Annotated in this window: 19 protein-coding genes; 5 read left to right on the forward strand and 14 right to left on the reverse strand. The window is 62.7% G+C overall.

Annotation, left to right across the window (positions count from 1 at the left end; translation table 11 throughout):
• Window positions 1–109: 109 nt before the first annotated feature.
• The 8 genes from ACQKIK_RS08505 to bioB all read right to left on the reverse strand — a co-directional run bounded on the left by ACQKIK_RS08505 (window position 110) and on the right by bioB (window position 8,553).
• Window positions 110–1,447 (reverse strand): GGDEF domain-containing protein, encoded by a 1,338-nt coding sequence (locus ACQKIK_RS08505; protein WP_499135592.1) that lies wholly within the window; start codon window positions 1,445–1,447, stop codon window positions 110–112.
• 118 nt (window positions 1,448–1,565) lie between these two features.
• The gene (locus tag ACQKIK_RS08510; protein ID WP_046161709.1) at window positions 1,566–3,371 is read right to left on the reverse strand and encodes a phenylacyl-CoA dehydrogenase; all 1,806 of its coding nucleotides are present in this window, start codon (window positions 3,369–3,371) and stop codon (window positions 1,566–1,568) included.
• A 239-nt stretch (window positions 3,372–3,610) separates the two neighbouring features.
• Window positions 3,611–3,865, reverse strand: a complete 255-nt coding sequence (locus tag ACQKIK_RS08515) for a hypothetical protein (RefSeq protein WP_045423915.1) — start codon at window positions 3,863–3,865, stop codon at window positions 3,611–3,613.
• Window positions 3,866–3,986: 121 nt separating this feature from the next.
• Window positions 3,987–4,685 (reverse strand): dethiobiotin synthase, encoded by a 699-nt coding sequence (bioD, locus tag ACQKIK_RS08520; RefSeq protein WP_499135593.1) that lies wholly within the window; start codon window positions 4,683–4,685, stop codon window positions 3,987–3,989.
• Window positions 4,682–5,506, reverse strand: a complete 825-nt coding sequence (gene bioC / locus ACQKIK_RS08525) for a malonyl-ACP O-methyltransferase BioC (protein ID WP_499135594.1) — start codon at window positions 5,504–5,506, stop codon at window positions 4,682–4,684. Before bioC ends, bioD begins: the two co-directional genes overlap by 4 nt.
• Window positions 5,503–6,225 carry an alpha/beta fold hydrolase gene (locus ACQKIK_RS08530; RefSeq protein ID WP_499135595.1) on the reverse strand — a complete coding sequence of 241 codons (723 nt, stop codon included), beginning with the start codon at window positions 6,223–6,225 and terminating at the stop codon, window positions 5,503–5,505. Before ACQKIK_RS08530 ends, bioC begins: the two co-directional genes overlap by 4 nt.
• On the reverse strand, window positions 6,218–7,399 hold the full coding sequence (gene bioF / locus ACQKIK_RS08535; RefSeq protein ID WP_499135596.1) for an 8-amino-7-oxononanoate synthase: 1,182 nt from the start codon (window positions 7,397–7,399) through the stop codon (window positions 6,218–6,220). Before bioF ends, ACQKIK_RS08530 begins: the two co-directional genes overlap by 8 nt.
• A gap of 98 nt (window positions 7,400–7,497) precedes the next feature.
• Complete coding sequence (gene bioB, locus ACQKIK_RS08540; protein WP_127840273.1) at window positions 7,498–8,553, reverse strand: biotin synthase BioB; 1,056 nt, start codon at window positions 8,551–8,553, stop codon at window positions 7,498–7,500.
• Window positions 8,554–8,646: 93 nt separating this feature from the next.
• Between bioB and ACQKIK_RS08545 the strand changes: the two genes are divergently transcribed.
• Together ACQKIK_RS08545 and ACQKIK_RS08550 are read left to right on the forward strand one after the other, a co-directional pair.
• A complete protein-coding gene (locus ACQKIK_RS08545; protein ID WP_127840274.1) occupies window positions 8,647–9,372 on the forward strand; it encodes a ComFC family protein in 726 nt (241 codons plus the stop codon).
• A gap of 44 nt (window positions 9,373–9,416) precedes the next feature.
• A complete protein-coding gene (locus ACQKIK_RS08550) occupies window positions 9,417–10,391 on the forward strand; it encodes a serine/threonine protein kinase (RefSeq protein ID WP_045423903.1) in 975 nt (324 codons plus the stop codon).
• A 227-nt stretch (window positions 10,392–10,618) separates the two neighbouring features.
• On the opposite strand, the gene ACQKIK_RS08555 is transcribed toward ACQKIK_RS08550, so the two are convergent.
• Complete coding sequence (locus ACQKIK_RS08555) at window positions 10,619–11,458, reverse strand: 23S rRNA (adenine(2030)-N(6))-methyltransferase RlmJ (protein ID WP_499135597.1); 840 nt, start codon at window positions 11,456–11,458, stop codon at window positions 10,619–10,621.
• A gap of 142 nt (window positions 11,459–11,600) precedes the next feature.
• On the opposite strand from ACQKIK_RS08555, the gene ACQKIK_RS08560 reads away from it, so the two are divergent.
• Entirely contained in the window at window positions 11,601–12,644 is a 1,044-nt protein-coding gene (locus ACQKIK_RS08560; protein WP_499135598.1) for an NAD(P)H-dependent flavin oxidoreductase, read from the forward strand.
• 92 nt (window positions 12,645–12,736) lie between these two features.
• Window positions 12,737–13,270 (forward strand): sterol desaturase family protein, encoded by a 534-nt coding sequence (locus ACQKIK_RS08565; RefSeq protein WP_499135599.1) that lies wholly within the window; start codon window positions 12,737–12,739, stop codon window positions 13,268–13,270.
• Here the strand turns inward: ACQKIK_RS08565 and ACQKIK_RS08570 are convergent.
• Genes ACQKIK_RS08570 through fni form a run of 5 tightly spaced genes read right to left on the reverse strand, consistent with a single transcriptional unit; the run spans window position 13,224 to window position 19,208 of the window.
• Entirely contained in the window at window positions 13,224–14,156 is a 933-nt protein-coding gene (locus ACQKIK_RS08570; protein WP_499135600.1) for a phytoene/squalene synthase family protein, read from the reverse strand. The genes ACQKIK_RS08565 and ACQKIK_RS08570 overlap by 47 nt on opposite strands.
• Window positions 14,153–15,670 (reverse strand): phytoene desaturase, encoded by a 1,518-nt coding sequence (locus tag ACQKIK_RS08575; RefSeq protein WP_499135601.1) that lies wholly within the window; start codon window positions 15,668–15,670, stop codon window positions 14,153–14,155. The genes ACQKIK_RS08570 and ACQKIK_RS08575 overlap by 4 nt, the downstream gene beginning before the upstream one ends.
• Window positions 15,670–16,833, reverse strand: a complete 1,164-nt coding sequence (crtY, locus tag ACQKIK_RS08580) for a lycopene beta-cyclase CrtY (RefSeq protein ID WP_499135602.1) — start codon at window positions 16,831–16,833, stop codon at window positions 15,670–15,672. Before crtY ends, ACQKIK_RS08575 begins: the two co-directional genes overlap by 1 nt.
• Entirely contained in the window at window positions 16,826–18,112 is a 1,287-nt protein-coding gene (locus ACQKIK_RS08585; protein WP_499135603.1) for a glycosyltransferase, read from the reverse strand. Before ACQKIK_RS08585 ends, crtY begins: the two co-directional genes overlap by 8 nt.
• Window positions 18,113–18,158: 46 nt before the next feature.
• Window positions 18,159–19,208, reverse strand: coding sequence for a type 2 isopentenyl-diphosphate Delta-isomerase (gene fni / locus ACQKIK_RS08590; protein WP_499135604.1), 1,050 nt, complete (start codon window positions 19,206–19,208; stop codon window positions 18,159–18,161).
• 118 nt (window positions 19,209–19,326) lie between these two features.
• Here fni and ACQKIK_RS08595 point away from each other — a divergent pair, with 118 nt between their 5' ends.
• Window positions 19,327–20,232, forward strand: a complete 906-nt coding sequence (locus ACQKIK_RS08595; protein WP_499135605.1) for a polyprenyl synthetase family protein — start codon at window positions 19,327–19,329, stop codon at window positions 20,230–20,232.
• Window positions 20,233–20,336: the final 104 nt, after the last annotated feature.

Genomic DNA, 20,336 nt, shown 5'->3' on the forward strand with positions numbered 1-20,336 from the left:
GGCAGATCGACCCGCTCGCCATCACATTGCAGGCGCTGAATGCGCCACCATAACCACCGGCTGCCCGACCGGTTCGCACGGCCAACGCCGGCAGGTTTTCAGCCGCGCGCTAAGCGTCGGTGGTCACCTCTTTCAACGTACGCATTGCACCGCGGCGGTTCTCCCCATGCGCGCGGATGCAGTTACGCCCCGCTCCCTTGGCGCTATAGAGCGCCTGATCGGCCTTTTTAATGACCTCCTCGGGGCTGCGCTGCGTTATCAGTCGCTCGGCGACGCCGATACTGATGGTCACCGAGACCGCGGCTGCCGAAGCAACACCGCGGCGCTGCCGCCCCTGCTCCGCATCCTTTGGCCGGCTGGACTTGTCGCGCAGCTGCAACGGATAACTCTCGACAGCCTGCCGTACGGCTTCCAGATGCGGCAGGCAATGCGTCAAATCACGCCCCGGAAATACCAGCGCAAATTCTTCACCACCGTAACGATAGGCACGCCCACCGCCACCAACTTTACGTAGCCGGCTTGCGACGAGGCGCAGTACCTCGTCACCCACGTCGTGCCCATGGGTATCGTTGAAAGCTTTGAACCGATCGACGTCGGCCATCGCGATCACGTATTGACGGCCCAGACGCTGCAACCGTTCGTTAAGAGCACGACGGCCAGGCAGGCCGGTCAGCTCGTCACGGAAAGCCATCTGATAGGCCTCCTGTGCAATCGAAACCACCAGCACCAGCATCATCAAGCTGCTCAAGACGTTGAGTGCGCCCGGACGACTGAATACCTGCGGCAGCATCAAGAACAGCCCTACCAGCGCAACCAACTGCGCCGCATGCACTGGTCGAGGCCGCCGTAGGTATTGCGCCAGCACCCCGAGTATCGCGATTAGAAATACTGGATAGGCCAGCTGGATCAATTGCAGCCAGTCAGCCTGCAATGACGGCCAGCGAATCTCAGTCAGCCATTCGAGCACATCCACGGGGAAGCGCCGCGCCAGAGCCAGCGCCAAGACCGACACAACAAACACAACAGCAAGCCGTGCCAGACCGTCCTGCAACAAATGTGCACGCTCTTGCCAAAGGGCATAGAGCCCATAGAGCGCTGGTAAAAGCAGGCTACACAGGTGGAAGGTCAGCGCGGCCTCAGGCAGCAGCGAGCCCGTGAGCCGGTAGTGGTCGACCTGGGTATCGAGTAGGAAATAGACGATATAAACCGTCAGCAGCAGAAAGGTCTCACGGACCCGGCCATAGGCGATGCAGAAGGCCCCCCCGAGCAACAGCAGCACGGTAGGCAGCACGTTGAACAGCGAAGTGAAGAACTCGTTCAGGGTAGGTTGACGCGCAGCCACAAGCCCTCCGGTCAATAACGCCAGGGGAGCATAGAAATGACTGAAGCGAGCGGGACTCAGGCGGGGCACGGCGGCTCCGATAACGGCCGTGAGGAAAGTAGGCATTCTGCCTGCACTTGGTGGCAGGTTCACCTATAGGGGTGCAAAACAATGACTGGCATGGCGGAAAACAGGCAAAAAAAACCGCTGCCGTAGCAGCGGTTTCTTTTTTCTTCCAGAGGCCTTAGTAGGCCAGCTCGAAGTGCGCCTCATCCATGTCCATCAGGTTGTCAGCACCGGACAGCATGGCTTCAACGTGGGTACGCGTACGCGGCAGGATGCGCTGGAAGTAGAAGCGTGCGGTCTGCACCTTGGCGGTGTAGAAGCCGTCCGCATCTTCGCCGGCAGCGATCTTCTCCGACGCCAGGCGTGCCATGTCCGCCCAGAAGTAGGCCAGGCAGGCGTAACCGCAGTACATCAGGTAATCCACCGAAGCAGCGCCGACTTCTTCGCGGTTCTTCATCGCAGCCATACCGACCTTCATGGTCAGATCGCCCCACTCCTTGTTCAGCTTGGCCAGCGGCTCGACGAACTGCTTGACCGGCTCGTTGCCTTCGTTGGCCTGGCAGAACTTGTGCACCACCTTGGTGAAGCCTTTCAGCGCCTCGCCCTGCGTCATCAGGACTTTACGGCCCAGCAGGTCGAGAGCCTGAATGCCGGTGGTGCCTTCGTACAGGCAGGAAATACGGCTGTCGCGAACGTTCTGCTCCATGCCCCACTCAGCGATGAAACCGTGGCCGCCGTAGATCTGCACGCCATGGTTGGCCGCTTCGAAACCGACTTCCGTCATGAACGCCTTGGCGATCGGGGTCAGGAACGCCAGCATCGCGTCGGCGGCTTTGCGCTCGGCTTCATCCTTGCTGCGCTGGACGATGTCGACCTGCTTGGCTGCGAAATACATCATCGCCCGGTTGCCTTCGGCAAAGGCCTTCATGGTCAGCAGCATGCGGCGCACGTCAGGATGCACGATGATCGGGTCAGCAGCCTTTTCGGGAGCCTTGGGACCGGTCAGCGAACGCATCTGCAGACGCTCACGCGCATACTTGATACCGCCCTGGAAGCCGATTTCGGCGTGTGCCAGGCCCTGCAGCGCAGTACCCAGACGCGCCGTGTTCATGAAGGTGAACATGCAGTTCAGGCCCTTGTTCGGCGGGCCGATCAGGAAGCCAGTGGCGCCATCGAAGTTCATCACGCAGGTGGCGTTGCCGTGGATACCCATCTTGTGTTCCAGGGAGCCGCAAGACACGCCATTGCGCTCGCCCACGCCGCCTTCGGCGTTCGGCAGGAATTTCGGCACGATGAACAGGGAGATGCCCTTGGTGCCAGCCGGCGCATCGGGCAGACGAGCCAGAACGATATGGACGATGTTATCGGCCATGTCGTGCTCACCCGCGGAGATGAAGATCTTGGTGCCGGATACCTTGTAGCTGCCATCGGCCTGAGGCTCGGCCTTGGTGCGCAGCATGCCCAGGTCGGTGCCGCAATGCGGCTCGGTCAGGCACATGGTGCCGGTCCACTCACCTGAGACAAGCTTGGTCAGGTAGGCCTGCTGCTGCTCAGGCGTGCCGTGCTCATGCAGCGTGTTCATTGCGCCGTGAGAGAGGCCGGGATACATGCCCCAGGACCAGTTCGCTTCACCGATCATTTCGCTGATTGCCAGGCCCAGCGATTCCGGCAGGCCTTGGCCGCCATGCTCAACGTCATGGGCCAGGCTGGGCCAGCCACCTTCTACAAACTGCTGGTAAGCCTCTTTAAAGCCGGTCGGCGTCTTCACGCCGCTTTCGCTCCAGGTGCAACCCTCGATGTCGCCCACACGGTTCAGAGGCGCGATGACCTGCTCACAGAACTTCGCGCCTTCATCGAGGATGGCATTGACCATGTCCGGGGTGGCGTCTTCACAACCCGGAAGGCTCTGATAGTGCGCTTCGTAGCCGAGCAATTCGTCACGTACAAAGCGGATATCGCGCAAGGGGGCCTTGTAGTCAGGCATATCGTAAACCTCAGCAGTGGGTTCTTGATTCAGGTGACTGACGGGTCAGCCACGCTTGATTTTGAATGGACCATCCGGCATAGCCCCGGCAGGTCAAACAGGCGTTTGAAACATACGTTTAGGCCTGTTCGATGTCAAGCAGCGACCATGACGCCATTCGTCGGCATCTGAACAATCATGGGCAGGGATCAGGGTGCCCGGAATCGGGCGAGGCGGCCGGCCAGAAAGGCCGGCGCAGGTCAGGCTTTGGTGTTGACCAATGTACCGAGCACTTCGTCGGCAGTCTGCAGGAGGCGCACGCCAGCGTTAGCCTGATGCTCACCCACTTTCATCTGAACCAGTTGCTCGGTCAGCTCGACCGTGTCGGCCATTGCCTGAGAGGTTTCAGCAGCAGGCAGCGTGCGATCAGCCACGACAGCGCTGGCTTGGTCAACCCGCTGCTGGCCGGCTTGGTACGCTCCAAGGCCGGCAGATAGAAGACTGTTGATTTGCATGATTCAACTCCACTGAAGACGCTTAGCTATCATTGATAGCAGAGCCGTTCCGTTGACGCCAGTGCCACGTCGCTATCAGCAGCACTCAAGCGCATGATCGAATGATGCCTGCGCGTCGTCTTCAAGTCCTGAGCGGCAAAATCTTGAGGGGCGCCAGGTCGAGGTAGCGTGCTACCGCTGCCGGGCTTGCGGTCGGCAAACGCGGCACCCGACCAAGGCATGGGGCCTCAAGCCGCTCATTCAACGTCGCGAGATTTTCCTGTACTCGTGAGGTGGCCGGATCAACGATGTTGGCGACCCAGCCGGCTAGCCTCAATCCGTCGCGCTCGATGGCCTCGGCGCTGAGCAGCGCATGGTTGATACAGCCAAGGCGCACGCCGACTACCAGAATCACCGGCAGGCCGAGTTCTATGGCGAGATCGGAAAGCGTTTCGTCTCCAGCCAGCGGCACGCGCCAGCCACCCGCGCCCTCCACCAGCGAGAACTGAGCCTGCAGTGCCAGCACTTGCCGAACCGGCTCGGCCAGCGACGTTACAGTCAGCTCGACACCCGCCTCACGGGCGGCCAGGTGTGGAGCAATTGCCGGCTCGAAGGCAATCGGGTTGACCTGCTCGTAGCGTAGCGGCAGCGTGCACTCGCCGAGCAGCGCCAGTGCATCGCTGTTGCGCAGGCCTTCGGCCGTAATTTCGCAACCAGATGCGACCGGCTTCGCTGCTGCCGTGCTGAGCCCGGCCAGCCGCGCGGCGTGCAGGAGTCCGGCAGCGATAGTGGTCTTGCCGACTTCGGTGTCTGTACCGGTGACGAAATAAGCCGCGGTCATGTCAACTCCTTGCACAACACGCCATACACCACCTGATAGGTCGCCGGGAGCCCGGTCGGCGTGCGGAACTGCTCGTAGGCATCAATCAGCGCTCGAATCCGAGCACGGCCGGTAAGCCCGCCCGGGCGGCCGGGGTTCAGGTTATGCGCGCCGAGCGCCTTGAGTTCGCTGGTCAGCTGACGCAGCTCGGCGAAATGCAGCACCTCGGGCTCGACCTCTAACCGCTCCAGCTGCAAACCACCGGCGGCGCAGTACTGCTGATAGGCGCTGAACGGACGAAAGCGATTCACATGGGCAAAACCGTCCACCGCCTGCCAGCTGTCGCGCAGCTCCTGCAGAGTCCCGCTGCAGAGGCTGCTGAAGGCGAACACACCACCAGGACGGAGTACCCGCTTCGCCTCGCTCAGCACGGCGGGGAAATCCTCACACCACTGCAGCGCCAGACTGGAAAAAATCAGATCCACCGACGCATCACGCAGCGGCAAGCACTCAGCATCGCCAGCGATGAAGCTGCCCGCGCCGCCCTGGGGCCGGGCATGGCGTAGCATGCCTTCGGCGATATCCAGCGCGACGCCTTCACCAGCCGGAAAGCGGTTCGCCAGGACTCGGGAGAAATAGCCGGTGCCGCAACCCAGATCCAGCCAGCGCGCCGACGTCAACCCAAGGGGCAGACGCTCGATCAGCGCGTTGCCGACGGTGCGCTGCAGCTCGGCCACACCATCGTAACTAGATGCCGCACGGGAAAACGACGCAGCAACCTGACGCTTGTCAGGCAGGCCGCTTTTCGTATCCGGTGCTAGTGCCGCGACCGCGTCCGTCATTCCGCCTTGCTCTTGATGAAAGCCGCGATGGTTGCGGCCACGTCGTCCGGCCGCTCCAAAGGGAGCGCGTGGCTTGTCGAGGCGATCAGCTCGGCTTCGACCCCAGGCATCCAGCGCCGAAGCGCATCACAGGCAGTCGAAGGCACCAGCGCGTCGCCACCGGCAAACAGGTGCAATTGCGGCCCGAAATAGCCATGCAGCGCGCCACGTCCGTCCAGCTCAGCGAGTAATCGCAAGCCGGCTTCAAGCACGGTCGACGTCGAATCAGATTGGCTGACTTCCAGCTGGCGGGCCAGCGTTCGCGGATCGTAGCCACCGCGGCTACAGAGCAGACGGAAACGCTTGAGCGTTTCCTCGGGATCAAGCCTGAACGCCTCTTGAAAAGCATCGAAGATCTCCGCTGCCATCGCTTCGGGCCACTGAGGGCGGGCACGGAAGCAGGGGTTGCTGGCGATGGTGACCAGTCCACGGCAGGAATCCAAGCGCCGCGCGGCGAGCTGGGCCGCCAGCATACCGCCCAGCGACCAACCGGCCAGCCAGCTGTCATCGGGTAAACGGCGGTCGAGTTCATCCAGCCAGGCTTCGGGATCGGCAAGCTCGGGCAAGGGCTCGATGACCACGTCAAGATCCTGATCGAGTTCTGTCAAAGCCTCACACAAAGGCTGCAAAGCAGCCGGGCCATACGCCCAACCGGGTAGCAAAATCAGCTGATCACGCATCCGCTTCAGGCTCCTCGGCCATTCGATTCCAGCATTCGGCCAGGATATCCAGCAGTCGTTCCACCTGCGCTTCGCTATGCGACGCGCTGAAGGTCACTCGCAGCCGCGCGCTGCCGGTTGGCACTGTCGGCGGGCGGATGGCACCGACCAGAATTCCACGCTCACGCAGCGCCGCAGAGAGTCTCAGGGCGCGCTCGCTGCTACCGACCAGAATCGGCTGGATCGGCGTCGGGCTATCCATCAAGGTCAGACCGATCTCGCTCGCACCCTGACGGAAACGTGCGATCAGACTGTTCAGGTGATCTCGGCGCCAGCTCTCACTGCGGAGTAGCTCCAGGCTTTTGAGGGTGGCGCAGGCGACAGCCGGTGGCTGGCTGGTCGTATAGATGTAAGGCCGAGCGAACTGGATCAGCGTCTCGATCAGTTCCTCGCTGCCAGCCACAAAGGCCCCAGCGGTGCCGAAGGCTTTGCCGAGCGTGCCGACCAGGACCGGCACGTCATCTATCCCCAAGCCGAAATGCTCGACGATGCCGCCGCCGGTTTTGCCCAACGGGCCGAAGCCGTGTGCGTCATCGACCATGACCCAGGCATTTTTGACTTTCGCAGTGGCGCAGAGCGCTGGCAGGTTGGCCAGATCGCCATCCATGCTGAATACGCCATCGGTAACCACCAGCGTATCGCCGGCGGCCTTGTCCAGGCGCTTGGCCAGGCTGTCGACGTCGTTGTGCAGGTAACGCGAGAAGCGCGCGCCACTGAGCAGACCGGCATCGAGCAGCGAAGCGTGATTGATACGGTCTTCCAGCACTGTATCGCCCTGCCCCACCAGCGCTGTAACGGCTGCGAGGTTGGCCATGTAACCGGTGGAGAACAACAATGCTCGCGGCCGGCCGGTGAACTCAGCCAGGGCCTCCTCAAGCTGGTGATGCGGTGTACTGTGCCCCATGACCAGATGCGATGCACCGCCGCCGACACCCCAGCGCGCAGCACCCTGCTGCATGGCGCGGACGACGTCGGGGTGGCTAGCCAGCCCCAGATAGTTGTTGGAGCAGAACGCCAACAACTGTTCGCCATCAACCGTCACCTCCGGCTGCTGCGGTGTTTCCAGCAATGGGCGACGGCGATAGAGGTGGGCGGCGCGGCGCTCAGCGAGACGAGACGCAAGATCGAAAGGCATAGTTCAATACCCTAAGGAGCGAGCTTGCTCGCGAACGGGAGAACGCGAAAGCTTCGCGAGCAAGGACTAGGCGTCCCCCTCGCTCCTACTGAGGTTGCTTAGGCAGTGGCGTCGTAAAACAGTTTGCTGTCACGCTGCTCGACCAGGGCCTGCTCGATGGCGGCCTGATGCACTTCGTCATCGTGCTCTTCGCGGGCTTCCGGCTGGATCCCCAGACGCTTGAACAGCAGCATGTCCTTGTCGGCCTGCGGGTTGCCGGTGGTCAGCAACTTTTCGCCGTAAAAGATCGAGTTGGCGCCAGCGAGGAAGGCCAGCGCCTGCATCTGCTCGTTCATCTGCTCGCGACCGGCCGACAGGCGCACATGGGATTTCGGCATCATGATCCGCGCCACGGCGAGCATACGGATGAAGTCAAAAGGATCGACGTCCTGCTCTTCGGCCAGCGGTGTGCCCTTGACCTTGACCAGCATGTTGATCGGCACCGATTCCGGATGCTCGGGCAGGTTGGCCAGTTGAATCAGCAGGCCGGCGCGGTCATTCAGCGACTCACCCATGCCAAGAATGCCACCGGAGCAGATCTTCATGCCCGACTCGCGGACATAGCTCAGCGTCTCCAACCGGTCGGCGTAGGTGCGGGTGGTGATGATGCTGCCGTAGAACTCCGGCGAGGTGTCCAGGTTGTGGTTGTAGTAGTCCAGCCCCGCGGCTGCCAACGCTTTGGTCTGCTCCTGATCGAGCTTGCCGAGGGTCATGCAGGTTTCCAGTCCCAGTGCTTTCACGCCTTCGACCATTTTCAGCACGTAAGGCATGTCCTTGGCGGACGGGTGCTTCCAGGCGGCGCCCATGCAGAAGCGCGTCGAACCAATGGCCTTGGCTTCGGCCGCAGCCTCCAGCACCTTCTGCACTTCCATCAACTTTTCTTTATCGAGGCCGGTGTTGTAGTGGCCTGATTGGGGGCAGTACTTGCAATCTTCCGGGCAGGCGCCCGTTTTGATCGACAGCAACGTCGAAACCTGGACGCGGTTGGCATCGAAGTGCTGGCGGTGCACGCCTTGAGCCTGGAAGATCAGGTCATTGAAGGGTTGTTCGAAGAGCGCCTTGACTTCGGCGAGGCTCCAGTCGTGACGGGTAACGGAAGCGGCGGTGGCGCTCATGGGCAATCCTTGTAATTAATAGCGGCTCGGCGGCCAGGCACGGATGCGAAATGGTTAGCCAAGGCCGAGGCGCTGTCAACCAGGAAAGGAATCATGGTTTACAACTGGCTAAATATTGAACACTACTGTTCGCTTTGTGATGAGCGCTGCGAAACACGGCAATCGGTTTGCGGCGCCTGCGAAGCAGAGCTGCCCTGGCTGGGCGAGCACTGTTCTGTATGCGCCCTACCGTTGCCGGCGTCCGGCCTGATCTGCGGCGAATGTCTCAAGCGGCCGCCCGCGTTCGATCAGGTTACCGTGCCGTGGCGCTTCGCCTTTCCGGTAGACACCCTGATCAGCCGTTTTAAACACCAATCTCAATGGCCGCTCGGCAGGCTGCTGGCGGAGCAGCTGTCGCGCCATTTGCAGCACGCGTTCGATGAAGGTTTGCTACGCCCCGACGCCTTGTTGCCGGTGCCCCTGGCCCGCAAGCGGTTGCGTCAACGCGGCTTCAATCAGGCGCAAATGCTAGCTGATTGGCTGAGCACAGCACTGTCGATCCCCGTCGATACGAAGCTCTTAACACGGGTTCAGGACACCCAGTCGCAGCAGGAGCTCGATGCGGCCAGTCGGCGACGAAATCTGCGCCAGGCGTTTGCGCTTATTGATGATCGGAGCCTGACCGGACGTCACCTGGCAATCATCGACGATGTGCTGACAACGGGCGCAACCGCGGAGGCGTTGGCCCGTCTGCTTAAGCGAGCCGGCGCGGCACGCGTTGACGTCTATTGCCTGGCGCGCACACCGAAACCCGGCGAGTCGCCAGGCGCGGTTGTGTAAACACGCCAGTGCAATACACTGGGTACCCGTCCACGGAGCCGACCATGAGCCACCCCTTCGACACGCTTACGCCTGACCTTGTGCTCGATGCGGTGGAAAGCACCGGCTTCATCAGCGACGCTCGCGTGCTGGCATTGAACAGCTACGAAAACCGCGTTTACCAGGTGGGCATCGAGGACGAAACGCCGATCGTTGCGAAGTTCTACCGCCCTGGCCGCTGGAGCAACGAATCCATTCTCGAAGAGCATCAGTTCTCCAAGGAGCTGGCCGATCGCGAAATCCCGGTCGTGGCGCCATTCGAGCGCGACGGCAAAACCCTGTTCGAACACGCCGGTTTTCGCTTCGCGCTCTTTCCTCGCCGCGGCGGTCGCGCGCCGGAGCCGGGCAATCTGGATCAGCTCTACCGACTCGGCCAGTTGCTGGGCCGCATGCATGCGGTCAGCGCCAGCCGGCCCTTTGAGCATCGGGAAACACTCAATGCCCAGCATTTCGGCCATGAGTCGCTGGCGACGCTGCTTGAAGGTAATTTCGTCCCAAAGAGCCTGCTGCCTGCTTACGAGTCGGTGGCGCGCGACCTGCTGAAGCGTGTCGATGATGTCTTCGCCCGCACAGACTTCCAGCCGATCCGCCTGCATGGCGACTGCCATCCCGGCAACATTCTCGCCCGTGACGATGCGTTCCACCTGGTCGATCTGGACGACTGCCGGATGGGCCCCTCGGTGCAGGACATCTGGATGATGCTGGCTGGCGAACGTCACGAGCGCCTCGGGCAGCTGTCCGAACTGGTCGATGGCTACAACGAATTCCACGACTTCGCCCCGCGAGAACTCCCGCTGATCGAAGCGCTTCGCGCTCTACGCCTGATGCACTACAGCGCCTGGCTTGCCCGCCGCTGGGATGACCCGGCCTTCCCTATGAGCTTTCCCTGGTTCGGTACCGAACGGTACTGGGGCGATCAGGTCTTGATCCTCCGTGAGCAGATGTCGGCACTGCAGGAAGAGCCGCTGAAGCTTTTCTAGCTGGAAGTTCGGAAGGGAACGGGGGGGCCATCGGAGCCCCGACGGTCTAGCGCTGGCCTGCTCGGTGGGCTGAAGCCCACCCTACGACTCATGCAAAGCGTTGCCGGCCATACCTACTCGCTGCCTACATGTTCCCCGGAGCACGCTCGCCCTACCCTAAGACCTCAGTACTGACTGATCGTAGGGTGGGCTTTAGCCCACCAGTCGCACACGCATCTACGTCGCGATCAGGCCTCCTCGATCAACCAGTCCAGCCGCCAGCCGCCTTCGCTCTGCCCGAGCAGTTTAGCCAGCCAGGGCAACAGTTCGCGCAGCTCTTCCTCCAGCCCCCACGGCGGGTTGCTAATAACAAGGCCGGAGCCGTTCAGCCGCAGCGCCTCGTCGGTGGGGTGGACGTACAGCTCAGCGCGCAGCAATTTGGGCGCACCGCTACGTGACAGATCCTGATAGAAGCGCTTGAGCTGCCGCTCATCCTTGATGGGATACCAGATCACACCGATGGTCTGGCGCATGCGTCCCAGCGCTTCCTTCAGCGCCGTCACGCAGCGGCTCAGCTCGTCGGCCTGCTCGAATGGCGGGTCGATGAGCAGGACAACGCGTTTTTCGTGCGTGGGCATCAAGGCGCGCGGCACGTGCCAGCCCTCGCCCAGGTGCACCGCAACACGGTGGTCACCGGACATATTGTCCTTGAGCAGGCGGCCGTCCTCAGGGTGCTTTTCGTTGAGTTGCAGGCGATCCTGCGGGCGCGTCAGCTGGCGCGCCAGCTCCGGCGAGCCGGGGTAGTAACGCAGCTGACCGCTTGGATTGAGCGCGCGGATCACATCCAGATACGCCTGCGCCATTGCCGGGACATCCTCTGCCTGCCACAGCCGCGCGACGCCCTGCAGCCACTCGCCGGTGCGGCTGGCCTGGTCACCGGCCAAGTCATACAGGCCGACGCCGGCATGGCTGTCGAGATAGGCGAACGGCGCCTCCTTGCGCGCCAGCATGGCGAACAGACGGGACAAGACGAGGTGTTTGAAGACGTCGGCGTGATTGCCGGCGTGAAAAGCGTGGCGGTAATTCATCGGGCACTCCTGAAGAGCGCACAGTCTAACTGCGCCGAGCCACGATTCGCAGAGCCTGGACGAAACACCTGTAGACCAGGGGTACGAAATCTCGACAAACGGCTGCTACAGTGACCCACCGCTATCCAACCAGGACGCCCCGATGGACATTCGCGACCTCTTGCAGATCACCCTACCCATCATCCAGGCGCCGATGGCCGGCTCGCAGAACCATCAACTCGCCGCCGCAGTTTCCGAGGCCGGCGGGCTGGGCTCGATCCCTGCTGGGATGCTTAACCCCGAGACCCTGGACGCCGAGCTGACCGCCATGAGCGCGCTGACGCGCAAGCCCTACAACGTCAATTTCTTCTGCCATCAGACACCCGCCGAGGACGCCGCGCGTACTGCGGCCTGGCTGGCCTTGCTGGCGCCTTTCCTGAAAGAACTCGCGATCGACCCGGCGAGCATTCCCGGCGGCGCAACCCGTCAGCCTTTCGACGCCGCGATGGCCGAAGTGGTGGAGCGGCACCGTCCACCGGTGGTCAGCTTTCATTTCGGCCTGCCTGCGCGGGACCTGCTAGAGCGCGTCAAAGGGAGCGGCGCGAAAATCCTCTCCAGCGCCACGACGCTGGAAGAAGGCCGCTGGTTGCAGGCGCAAGGTGTCGATGCGGTGATTGCCCAGGGCGTCGAAGCCGGGGGCCATCGCGGCATGTTTCTAAGCGATGACATCAATGGTCAGGTCGGCACCTTTGCCTTGCTGCCGCAGCTGGTTGCCGCACTGGACGTGCCCGTGATCGCCGCCGGCGGGATTGCCGATGCCCGCTGCGTAACCGCCGCGCAGGCGCTTGGCGCAGCGGGCGTGCAGGTCGGCACCGCTTATCTGCTATGCGACGAAAGCCGCGCCAGTCAGCTGCACCGCCAAGCCTTGCAGAGCCCCTCCGCCGAGCACACTGTGTTGACCACCTTGTTCTCCGGACGGCCAGCGCGCGGCATCGTCAATCGCCTCATCCGCGAACTGGGCGCTCGGCCAGAAGCCGTGCCGGCGTTTCCGCTGGCAGGCAATGCCATCGGCAGCCTGCGCGCCGCAGCCGAGCCTCAGGGCATCAACCATTTCTCACCCCTATGGGCGGGGCAGAACGTCAGCGGTTGCCAGCCGATTCCGGCGGCGCGATTGACCGAGGCGCTGGCGTCCGGCTGGAAGAATTAAGCAACAATCAGGGCTGCGCCAGGCGTCGGACTGGGTCCATTGTCGCGGTGTAGCGCGTAAACTGGCCCGACCTGCAGATGAGCGGATCGGATATGACCGTGCTGACAAACACACTGGTATTTCTCGCCACCCTGGCCGGTATGGAGCTGTTCGCCTGGTGGGCGCACAAGCATGTGATGCATGGCTGGGGTTGGGGCTGGCACAAGTCGCACCATGAGCCGCGCACCGGCTGGTTCGAGAAGAATGATCTGTATGCAGTTGTATTTGCCGGGGTCGCTATCCTGCTGATCGCACTTGGCACGGCGGGCTACGGCCCGCTGGAATGGATCGGCGCTGGCATGACAGCCTATGGCTTTCTATATTTCGTCGCCCATGACGGCCTGGTACACCACCGCTGGCCGCTGCGCTACGTACCGCGCAAGGGCTACCTCAAGCGTCTCTATCAGGCCCACCGCCTGCACCATGCGGTAGAGGGCAAGGAGCGCTGTGTGTCCTTCGGCTTCCTCTACGCGCCGCCGCTGCCGGTGCTCAAGCAGCAGCTCCGCGAGCTGCATGATGGTCCGTTGCACAAGACAAACGCTAAGCCCGACAGGGACGTTTCCAGAGGGAATCAGGACGCGGCGTGAGCTGCATCCGACGCGAAGCCAGCGCCAGCATTCCCCCGCCCAGCAGAAACTGCAATTTCTGCGCACTCGTCGTCGACACCCGCGTGTCCCAGGCCGCCGCGCCGCGCGCTTTCACCTCCACACCGATCTGCCGATAGACCCCATGCGCCGTTGCAATGGACCAGGCCGAACGCAGTGGCAGGTCGCGCAACCCCTGCGAGGCCGACAGGTAGTAAGGCTCAGCTAGATCGACCAGACGGGCCGCCAGCAGCGCCAGCGCAGGCCGGTTGTGCGGCAGGCCGATCTCATCGGCCGGAATGCCTACTTCCGCGAGCCAGTCGGCCGGCAGATAGACGCGACCGATCTCCGCGTCCTCGACGATATCGCGAGCGATATTGGTCAACTGAAACGCCAGCCCCAGGTCGCAGGCCCGATCCAGCGTCGCCTCCGCTTCGGCGCCCATCACTTTCGCCATCATCAGGCCCACCACTCCGGCAACGCGGTAGCAGTACAGCAGCGTGTCCTCGAGAGTCTGGTAGCGATACTCCTGCACATCCATGCGGAAGCCCGCCAGATGTTCCAATGGGTATTCCCTTGGTATCTGGTGGCGCTGAACCACTTGCTGAAACGCAGCAAAGGCCGGATCGCTCATTGGCTCCCCGGCATAGGCGCGCTCGGTCCGGTCCACCAGCTCGGCCAGCCGCGCTTCACCGGTGGAGCGATCACCCTCGACCTGGCCGTGCCCCAGCGTCTGGCCATCGATCACGTCATCGCAATGCCGGCACCAGGCATAGAGCATCACCGCGCTCTGGCGGGTGCGTTCGTCGAACAGCTTCGCCGCTGCCGCAAAGCTCTTGGAGCCTACATTAATCGCCTGCGTCGAGTGATCGATGACCTTATCGTTCATCCGGCCTGCTCCTCCAACCTGAAGTCCTCCAGCATCAGGCCGGCCGTGGCCTTGGCCGAACCCACCACACCCGGCACGCCTGCACCGGGATGAGTGCCGGCTCCAACGATATAGAGGTTTGGAATCACATCATCGCGGTTATGCGGGCGGAACCAGGCGCTCTGGGTGAGGATCGGCTCCAGCGAAAATGCCGAGCCCAGATGGGCATTGAGCTCGTCACGAAAATCGTGCGGCGTGAAGATCCGGTGGGTCACCAAGTCGTCGCGCAAGCCCGGAATGTAGTGACGCTCAAGGTATTCAAAGATGCGGTCGCGGTACTTCGGCCCTTCCACTGCCCAGTCGATATCCGCCGTGCCCAGGTGCGGCACCGGGGCCAACACGTAATGGCTGGCACAGCCTTCCGGCGCCAATGATGGATCGGTCACACAAGGCGCGTGCAGGTACAGGGAGAAGTCATCGGCCAGGGTTTCGCGCTTGAAGATCTCGTCAATCAGCTCACGGTAACGTGGACCGAAACAAACCGTGTGATGTTGCAGGTGCTCATGACGGCGCTTGAGGCCGAAATGAATGACGAACAGTGACATGGAGAAGCGTTTGCCGGAGAGCCGCTTGGCCTCGTCCCGACCACGTTGTTCGTGGCCGAGCAGCCGCTTGTAGGTGTTGACCACATCGGCGTTGGAGGCCACCGCATCGGTATCGAAGCGACGGCCGTCTCGCGTAGTCACAGCTTTAGCTCGCCCATCCGCCAGTTCGATGCGCGCCACTTCGGCGTTCAGCTCCAGCTTGCCGCCCAGGTCTTCGAATAGCCGGACCATACCTTGCACCAGCGCCCCGGTGCCACCGCGTGGAAACCAGACGCCACCCTGCCGTTCCAGCGCATGGATCAGTGCGTAGATCGACGAGGTTTCAAAGGGGTTGCCACCGACCAGCAACGAATGAAAAGACAGCGCCTGCCGCAGTCGGTCGTTCTCCACGAACTTCGAAACCATGCTGTACACATTGCGCCAGGCCTGCAATTTGGCCAGCTGCGGCGCGACGCCGATCATGCTGCGAAACGACAGGAAGGGCACGGTGCCGAGCTTTACGTAGGCCTCCTCATACACCGCACGGGAATAGGCAAGAAAGCGCTGGTAGCCTGCGACATCCTTTGGATTTAACGCATGAATCTGCCGGTCCAGTTCGACCTGATCGTTGACGTAATCGAAGCTGTAGCCATCCTCCCAGCACAGCCGATAAAACGGGCTGACCGGCAACAGCTCGACGTAATCGGCCATGCGCTTGCCCGCACCGGTAAACAGCTCGTCCAGCGCCGGAGGGTCGGTGATCACCGTCGGGCCGGCATCGAAAGTGAAGCCCTGATCGTGATAGACGTAGGCGCGGCCGCCCGGCTTGTCGCGCTTCTCCAACACGGTGGTCTGAATGCCGGCACGCTGCAGCCGAATCGCCAGCGCCAGCCCACCGAAACCGGCTCCAATCACTACGGCCCGCCTCACACCGCCTGTTTGTTCGTTCATCATTTGTCCTTGTGGTGCAGGTTGCCAGCGGCGAGCGCACGCAGCGCTTCACCCACCGGCACGGGAGGTTTGCCCGAGACGATGCGCAAGCGGTCCCAGGTGGTCAGGTTGGCCGCGTAGAAGCGCTGGATCAGCGGCTCACGCAAGCGATAGAAACGCTGCATGACCGCCCAGCGGCGATCCGCCGGTCCGGCCATGAACAGCATGCGATTGAGCAATCGGAAGAACCCACGTTGACGCCACTGCTGCATCGAATAGCCGCGAATCGCGGCGAACAGGCTGTCTGCATCCCAGCGATTCAGCGCGACCAGGTGATCGGCGAGGCGTACCGCATCAGGCAGCGAATAGCCTGTAGTCGGATGAAACAAAGCGGCAGACAGCCCCGCCTGCGGCACGCCACGCGCCTCGTCCCAGAACGCCGGCAAATCACCGGAGAGCACGATGGGCAGCACGCCCTGTTCTTCACGCAGCAGTTCGGCGATGACCCAGCCGCGCTCGCTGGCATAGCGGGTAATGTTGTCGCGCAACGCACCAAGCGAAACGGCATCGCCATCGGCGTAGTAGGTGTCTTCGATCAACAGGGTGTCGGCGCTGAGCGGCAGCACATAGACGAACCGGTAGCCATCCTGCTGAGCGACGCTGGCGTCCATGATGATCGGCTCCAGCAAGCCGTGCGGCTGATGCAGGCGTAGTTCCTGGCCAAGGAATTTCTGGAAGCCCAATGCCAGCTGATCGCTTCGACGTACCCCTCGCCCGTCGATTACCGCGCCAGCCCGCAATACTTTGCCGCACGCCAGCCGCACCTGCCGGGGCTCTACGTGCGTGACAGTGGCGTTCAGACTTACGCCGTCAGCCAGCTCCGACATCAGCAACTGATGGAAGCGATGGGAAAAGATGCTGGCATAGCCGCTGCCCAAACGGCGTTGAAGATCCGGGAAAATCACCTCGTAGCCAGGCCAGCGATTGCCCACCAGAGGCTCCAGCCAGGTCTGTTGGGCTGGGGTCAGGTCGTGTTCGTGAAAGGACCAGGTATGGTTGCCGCCGAGGGTTTCGCCCTGCTCGATGACCAGCAACCGCAAATCTGGACGCGCCTGCCGCAGGCGCAGGGCCAGCAGCCCGTTGGCCAGGCCGCCGCCGACGAGAATCAGGTCCGCATCAGCCATGTTTGGCCCTTTGCAACGCCGGCGATTCGCCTAGCGCTGCCTCGATCAGTAGCGCTGCCCGCGGCGCCCCACCGGCAGCACGAACCTCATCGCCAAGAAGTCGGGCGCGCTGAGCGAAATTGGGCTCGCGCAACAATCGACGCAAGCCCTGCACGATCCGTCGGCGACTGGCCAGACGCGGATCGAGCTTCAAGCCAACACCTGCATGCACCACCCGAGCGGCTACGCCGGGCTGATCGAAGGCAATCGGCAACGCCAGACTCGGCACCCCTGCTTCCAGCGCGTCGAGTACGGTGTTGAGCCCGGCATGGGTGACTACGGCATCGGCTCGCGCCAGCACCGCACGCTGGGGTGCGAAATCGGTGACCCAGCTGGCGCCGGCCTTGAGTAATCGTTGCTCCTGGCGCCGATCAAGCCGCCCGCAATGTGCGATCAGCAGTTGTACATCGAGGTCGCGGCACGCCTCGGCTATCCGCTGGAACAGGCCGAAGCGATCACCTTGCAGGGTGCCCAGCGAGGCGAACACGAATGGCCTGCCGGTAGCGACCGGAATCGTCATCGCTGGCTCGTTAGTCAACGCCGAGCGCAGCGGGCCGATGCCGTAAAAGTAGTCAGGCAGGGCGGAACGTGGAAAATCGAAACCGGGTGTGGTCTGGCTCAACTGCAACAAAGGCGACAGGCATTCATCGAGGCGCTGGCGAGGCGGCAAACCGAACGCGGCTGCATGGCGCGAGATAACGTTGGCGTGCGCCTGCATCGCCCGGTCATAGACGCCACTGCTGTGCAGATTCAACTGCTCGCCCCAGGGCGTCGCACGATAGCGCCAAGGCATGACCGGCAGCGGCACCAGCGCCTCACGGTTGACTGGCAAGGCACAGGCCACCGACACGAACGGCAGCCCCAGGTACTCGGCGACAAGCCCACCACCCGGCTCCATCTGGTCTGCAATGACGCACTCTGCGCCGATGGAGCGAAGCACGGCAGGTGCCTCTCGGCAAAACATATCGGTTGCCGAAGCCATATCGGCGATCACCCGGCGTATGCCCCAGGGCCCGCCGGGGCGTGCCGCACGGTCGATCACCGCCCTGAGCGAGCCAGGCGGATGCGAGCCCGCGCCGACCTGGGCAAATCCCAGTCGAGGGTGGCGCAATATTGCGGCCACATCGGCCTGCTGCACGACCGTCACACGGTGCCCGCGCGCCAACAACTCAGAGGCGAGCGCTTCCATCGCCCGCACGTGGCTGTGGAAAGGCGGTGCGATCACGGCAAAATGAGTCATTGAAACGAACCTCGTCGGCTGGCAGAGCAGCAAACCTGACGACACATCACAGCTTGGACGGGTCGAACGGGGTCAGGAGCGGCGCTTTGGCCAGCTCCGCCAGATTGGCCGAGCCCGTACAGAAGCAGGCAATGCGCAGCTGCTCGATCAGCACCTGGAAATGCTCGACCACGGCTTCTGGCCCGTTTAGCGCTGCGTCCAGCACGCCGGCAGCCTGCCCCACCAGATTGGCGCCCAGACGAATCGCCTTGGCCGCATCTATGCCGTCACGAATGCCGCCTGATGCGATGAGCTGAGCAGTAGGGCAGGCGCGGCGAACAGCCGAAATCGCCTGCGCGCTGGGTATGCCCCAGCCGGTGAACGCTTTGGCAATGGCTCGCTGCTGCGGATCCAGGGTTCGTTCCGCCTCTACCGCCGCCCAGCTGGTACCGCCGGCACCGGCGACGTCGATCACCGATACGCCGGCATCGAGCAATCGCTGCGCCACGCTCGGAGAAATGCCCGCACCCACCTCTTTTGCTACCAACGGCACCGGCAAGCGCAAGGCCAGTGCCTCGAGCGCCGCGTACACGCCTATCCAGTTGCGATCACCGCCAACCTGCACTGCTTCCTGCAACGGGTTCAGATGGATGATCAGTGCATCGGCCTGAATCATGTCGACGGCGCGCTGCGCCTCATCCAACCCGTAGCCGGCGACCAGCTGCGCCGCTCCGAAATTGGCCAGCAAAGGGATCGACGGCGCGCGTTCGCGCAACTGCCGGGTCAGCCCCTGATCTGCGTCGGTTTCCAGTGCGATTCGTTGCGAGCCCACCGCCAGGGCAATCCCCAGCACCTCGGCAGCCTCGGCCAGGTTTCGATTGATCTGAGTCGCCCGCGCCGCGCCGCCCGTCATCGAGCTGATCAGCAGGGGGGCTGAGAGGGGTCGGCCGAACAGCACGGCGCGAATATCGATGTCGTCAAGACGCAACTCCGGAACCGCGCAGTGCTCGAAAGTCAGGGCAGCGTAGCCTGGATCGACGGCGGAACAGGCGCGGCGCGGGTCGAGAACGATGTCCAGGTGGTCGTTCTTACGTTCCGCAATAGTTTCTTTAGTCATGCAGCGCCTCGTTCGATGACCTTATGTGGACGGTAGTGGTCATTAAAAGTGCCAAGACTTATACACTCTGTACAGGTATTGTCACGATATCTAACGAAAAACGATACAGGAGGTCGTCATGGCCATCGCTTTGCCGGACACGCACCACGACTTCGGACGGACAGTCAGTACGCTGCGTGCACAGGTTGACGAGCGGCTTGGCCAGTGGCTACCGCTAGCGCCTCCGCAAGACGCCATCGCCACCGCCATGCGTGAAGGCACACTCGCGCCGGGCAAGCGTGTCCGACCATTGCTGCTGCTATTGACCCTCAAGGATCTTCAGCAGGACACGACGGCCTTCGATGCCGGCCTCGACCTGGCTTGCGCCCTGGAGATGGTGCACGCCGCCTCACTGTTTCTTGATGACATGCCGTGCATGGACAACGCCGAGCTGCGCCGTGGCCGGCCGACCATTCACCGTGAGTTCGGCGAAGACGTCGCAGTCCTCGGCTCGGTCGCCCTGCTCAGCCAAGCATTCAGCATAGCCGCCTCGACAGCCAGCATCGACGCGTCGACGCGCAATCAGCTGGTGCGCCTGCTGTCGCAAGCTACCGGCGCGCAGGGCCTGGTTCGCGGCCAGTTTCACGATCTGCGTGAGGGGCAACGCGCACGCCCGCTCGAAGCCATTGCCCATACCAACCGCCTGAAGACCTGCCCGCTTTTCACGGCTGCGGTGGAGTCCGCTGCGCTGCTGGCCGATGCCAGCGCGAGCTGCACGCGCCATCTCAACGGTTTTGCCACCGAACTCGGGCTTGCCTTCCAGCTCCTCGACGATCTGGCCGACGGGCTCAGCCCTCAGCAGATCGGCAAGGATTCCGGCAAAGACGCCGGAAAAAGCACCGTAGTCGCCCTGCTCGGCCCCGAGGCGGCGCGCCAGCACATCGAAGAACATCTGGCACGTGCCGAACAGCATTTGATCGACGCCGGTATCGGCGACGGTCACCTTGCACAGCTGCTCGAATATTTCTGCGCGAAGCCACACTAAGGCCGCCCAGGCAACCCCCAAAAGACGCTGCTGTGTCGACCCATCACTCGAATGTATGGTGCTAGGCAGCCGTCTCGCCGGCTCCTTAGACTCGAGTGCATGTA

This window comes from Pseudomonas sp. NPDC047961, assembly GCF_050272435.1.
Lineage (GTDB): Bacteria > Pseudomonadota > Gammaproteobacteria > Pseudomonadales > Pseudomonadaceae > Stutzerimonas.

Bases quoted from the DNA above. Each gene is read 5' to 3' on its own strand.
- ACQKIK_RS08505 (WP_499135592.1), bottom strand. From the start codon at position 1,447: ATGCCTACTTTCCTCACGGCCGTTATCGGAGCCGCCGTGCCCCGCCTG.
- ACQKIK_RS08510 (WP_046161709.1), bottom strand. From the start codon at position 3,371: ATGCCTGACTACAAGGCCCCCTTGCGCGATATCCGCTTTGTACGTGAC.
- ACQKIK_RS08515 (WP_045423915.1), bottom strand. From the start codon at position 3,865: ATGCAAATCAACAGTCTTCTATCTGCCGGCCTTGGAGCGTACCAAGCC.
- bioD (WP_499135593.1), bottom strand. From the start codon at position 4,685: ATGACCGCGGCTTATTTCGTCACCGGTACAGACACCGAAGTCGGCAAG.
- bioC (WP_499135594.1), bottom strand. From the start codon at position 5,506: ATGACGGACGCGGTCGCGGCACTAGCACCGGATACGAAAAGCGGCCTG.
- ACQKIK_RS08530 (WP_499135595.1), bottom strand. From the start codon at position 6,225: ATGCGTGATCAGCTGATTTTGCTACCCGGTTGGGCGTATGGCCCGGCT.
- bioF (WP_499135596.1), bottom strand. From the start codon at position 7,399: ATGCCTTTCGATCTTGCGTCTCGTCTCGCTGAGCGCCGCGCCGCCCAC.
- bioB (WP_127840273.1), bottom strand. From the start codon at position 8,553: ATGAGCGCCACCGCCGCTTCCGTTACCCGTCACGACTGGAGCCTCGCC.
- ACQKIK_RS08545 (WP_127840274.1), top strand. From the start codon at position 8,647: ATGGTTTACAACTGGCTAAATATTGAACACTACTGTTCGCTTTGTGAT.
- ACQKIK_RS08550 (WP_045423903.1), top strand. From the start codon at position 9,417: ATGAGCCACCCCTTCGACACGCTTACGCCTGACCTTGTGCTCGATGCG.
- ACQKIK_RS08555 (WP_499135597.1), bottom strand. From the start codon at position 11,458: ATGAATTACCGCCACGCTTTTCACGCCGGCAATCACGCCGACGTCTTC.
- ACQKIK_RS08560 (WP_499135598.1), top strand. From the start codon at position 11,601: ATGGACATTCGCGACCTCTTGCAGATCACCCTACCCATCATCCAGGCG.
- ACQKIK_RS08565 (WP_499135599.1), top strand. From the start codon at position 12,737: ATGACCGTGCTGACAAACACACTGGTATTTCTCGCCACCCTGGCCGGT.
- ACQKIK_RS08570 (WP_499135600.1), bottom strand. From the start codon at position 14,156: ATGAACGATAAGGTCATCGATCACTCGACGCAGGCGATTAATGTAGGC.
- ACQKIK_RS08575 (WP_499135601.1), bottom strand. From the start codon at position 15,670: ATGAACGAACAAACAGGCGGTGTGAGGCGGGCCGTAGTGATTGGAGCC.
- crtY (WP_499135602.1), bottom strand. From the start codon at position 16,833: ATGGCTGATGCGGACCTGATTCTCGTCGGCGGCGGCCTGGCCAACGGG.
- ACQKIK_RS08585 (WP_499135603.1), bottom strand. From the start codon at position 18,112: ATGACTCATTTTGCCGTGATCGCACCGCCTTTCCACAGCCACGTGCGG.
- fni (WP_499135604.1), bottom strand. From the start codon at position 19,208: ATGACTAAAGAAACTATTGCGGAACGTAAGAACGACCACCTGGACATC.
- ACQKIK_RS08595 (WP_499135605.1), top strand. From the start codon at position 19,327: ATGGCCATCGCTTTGCCGGACACGCACCACGACTTCGGACGGACAGTC.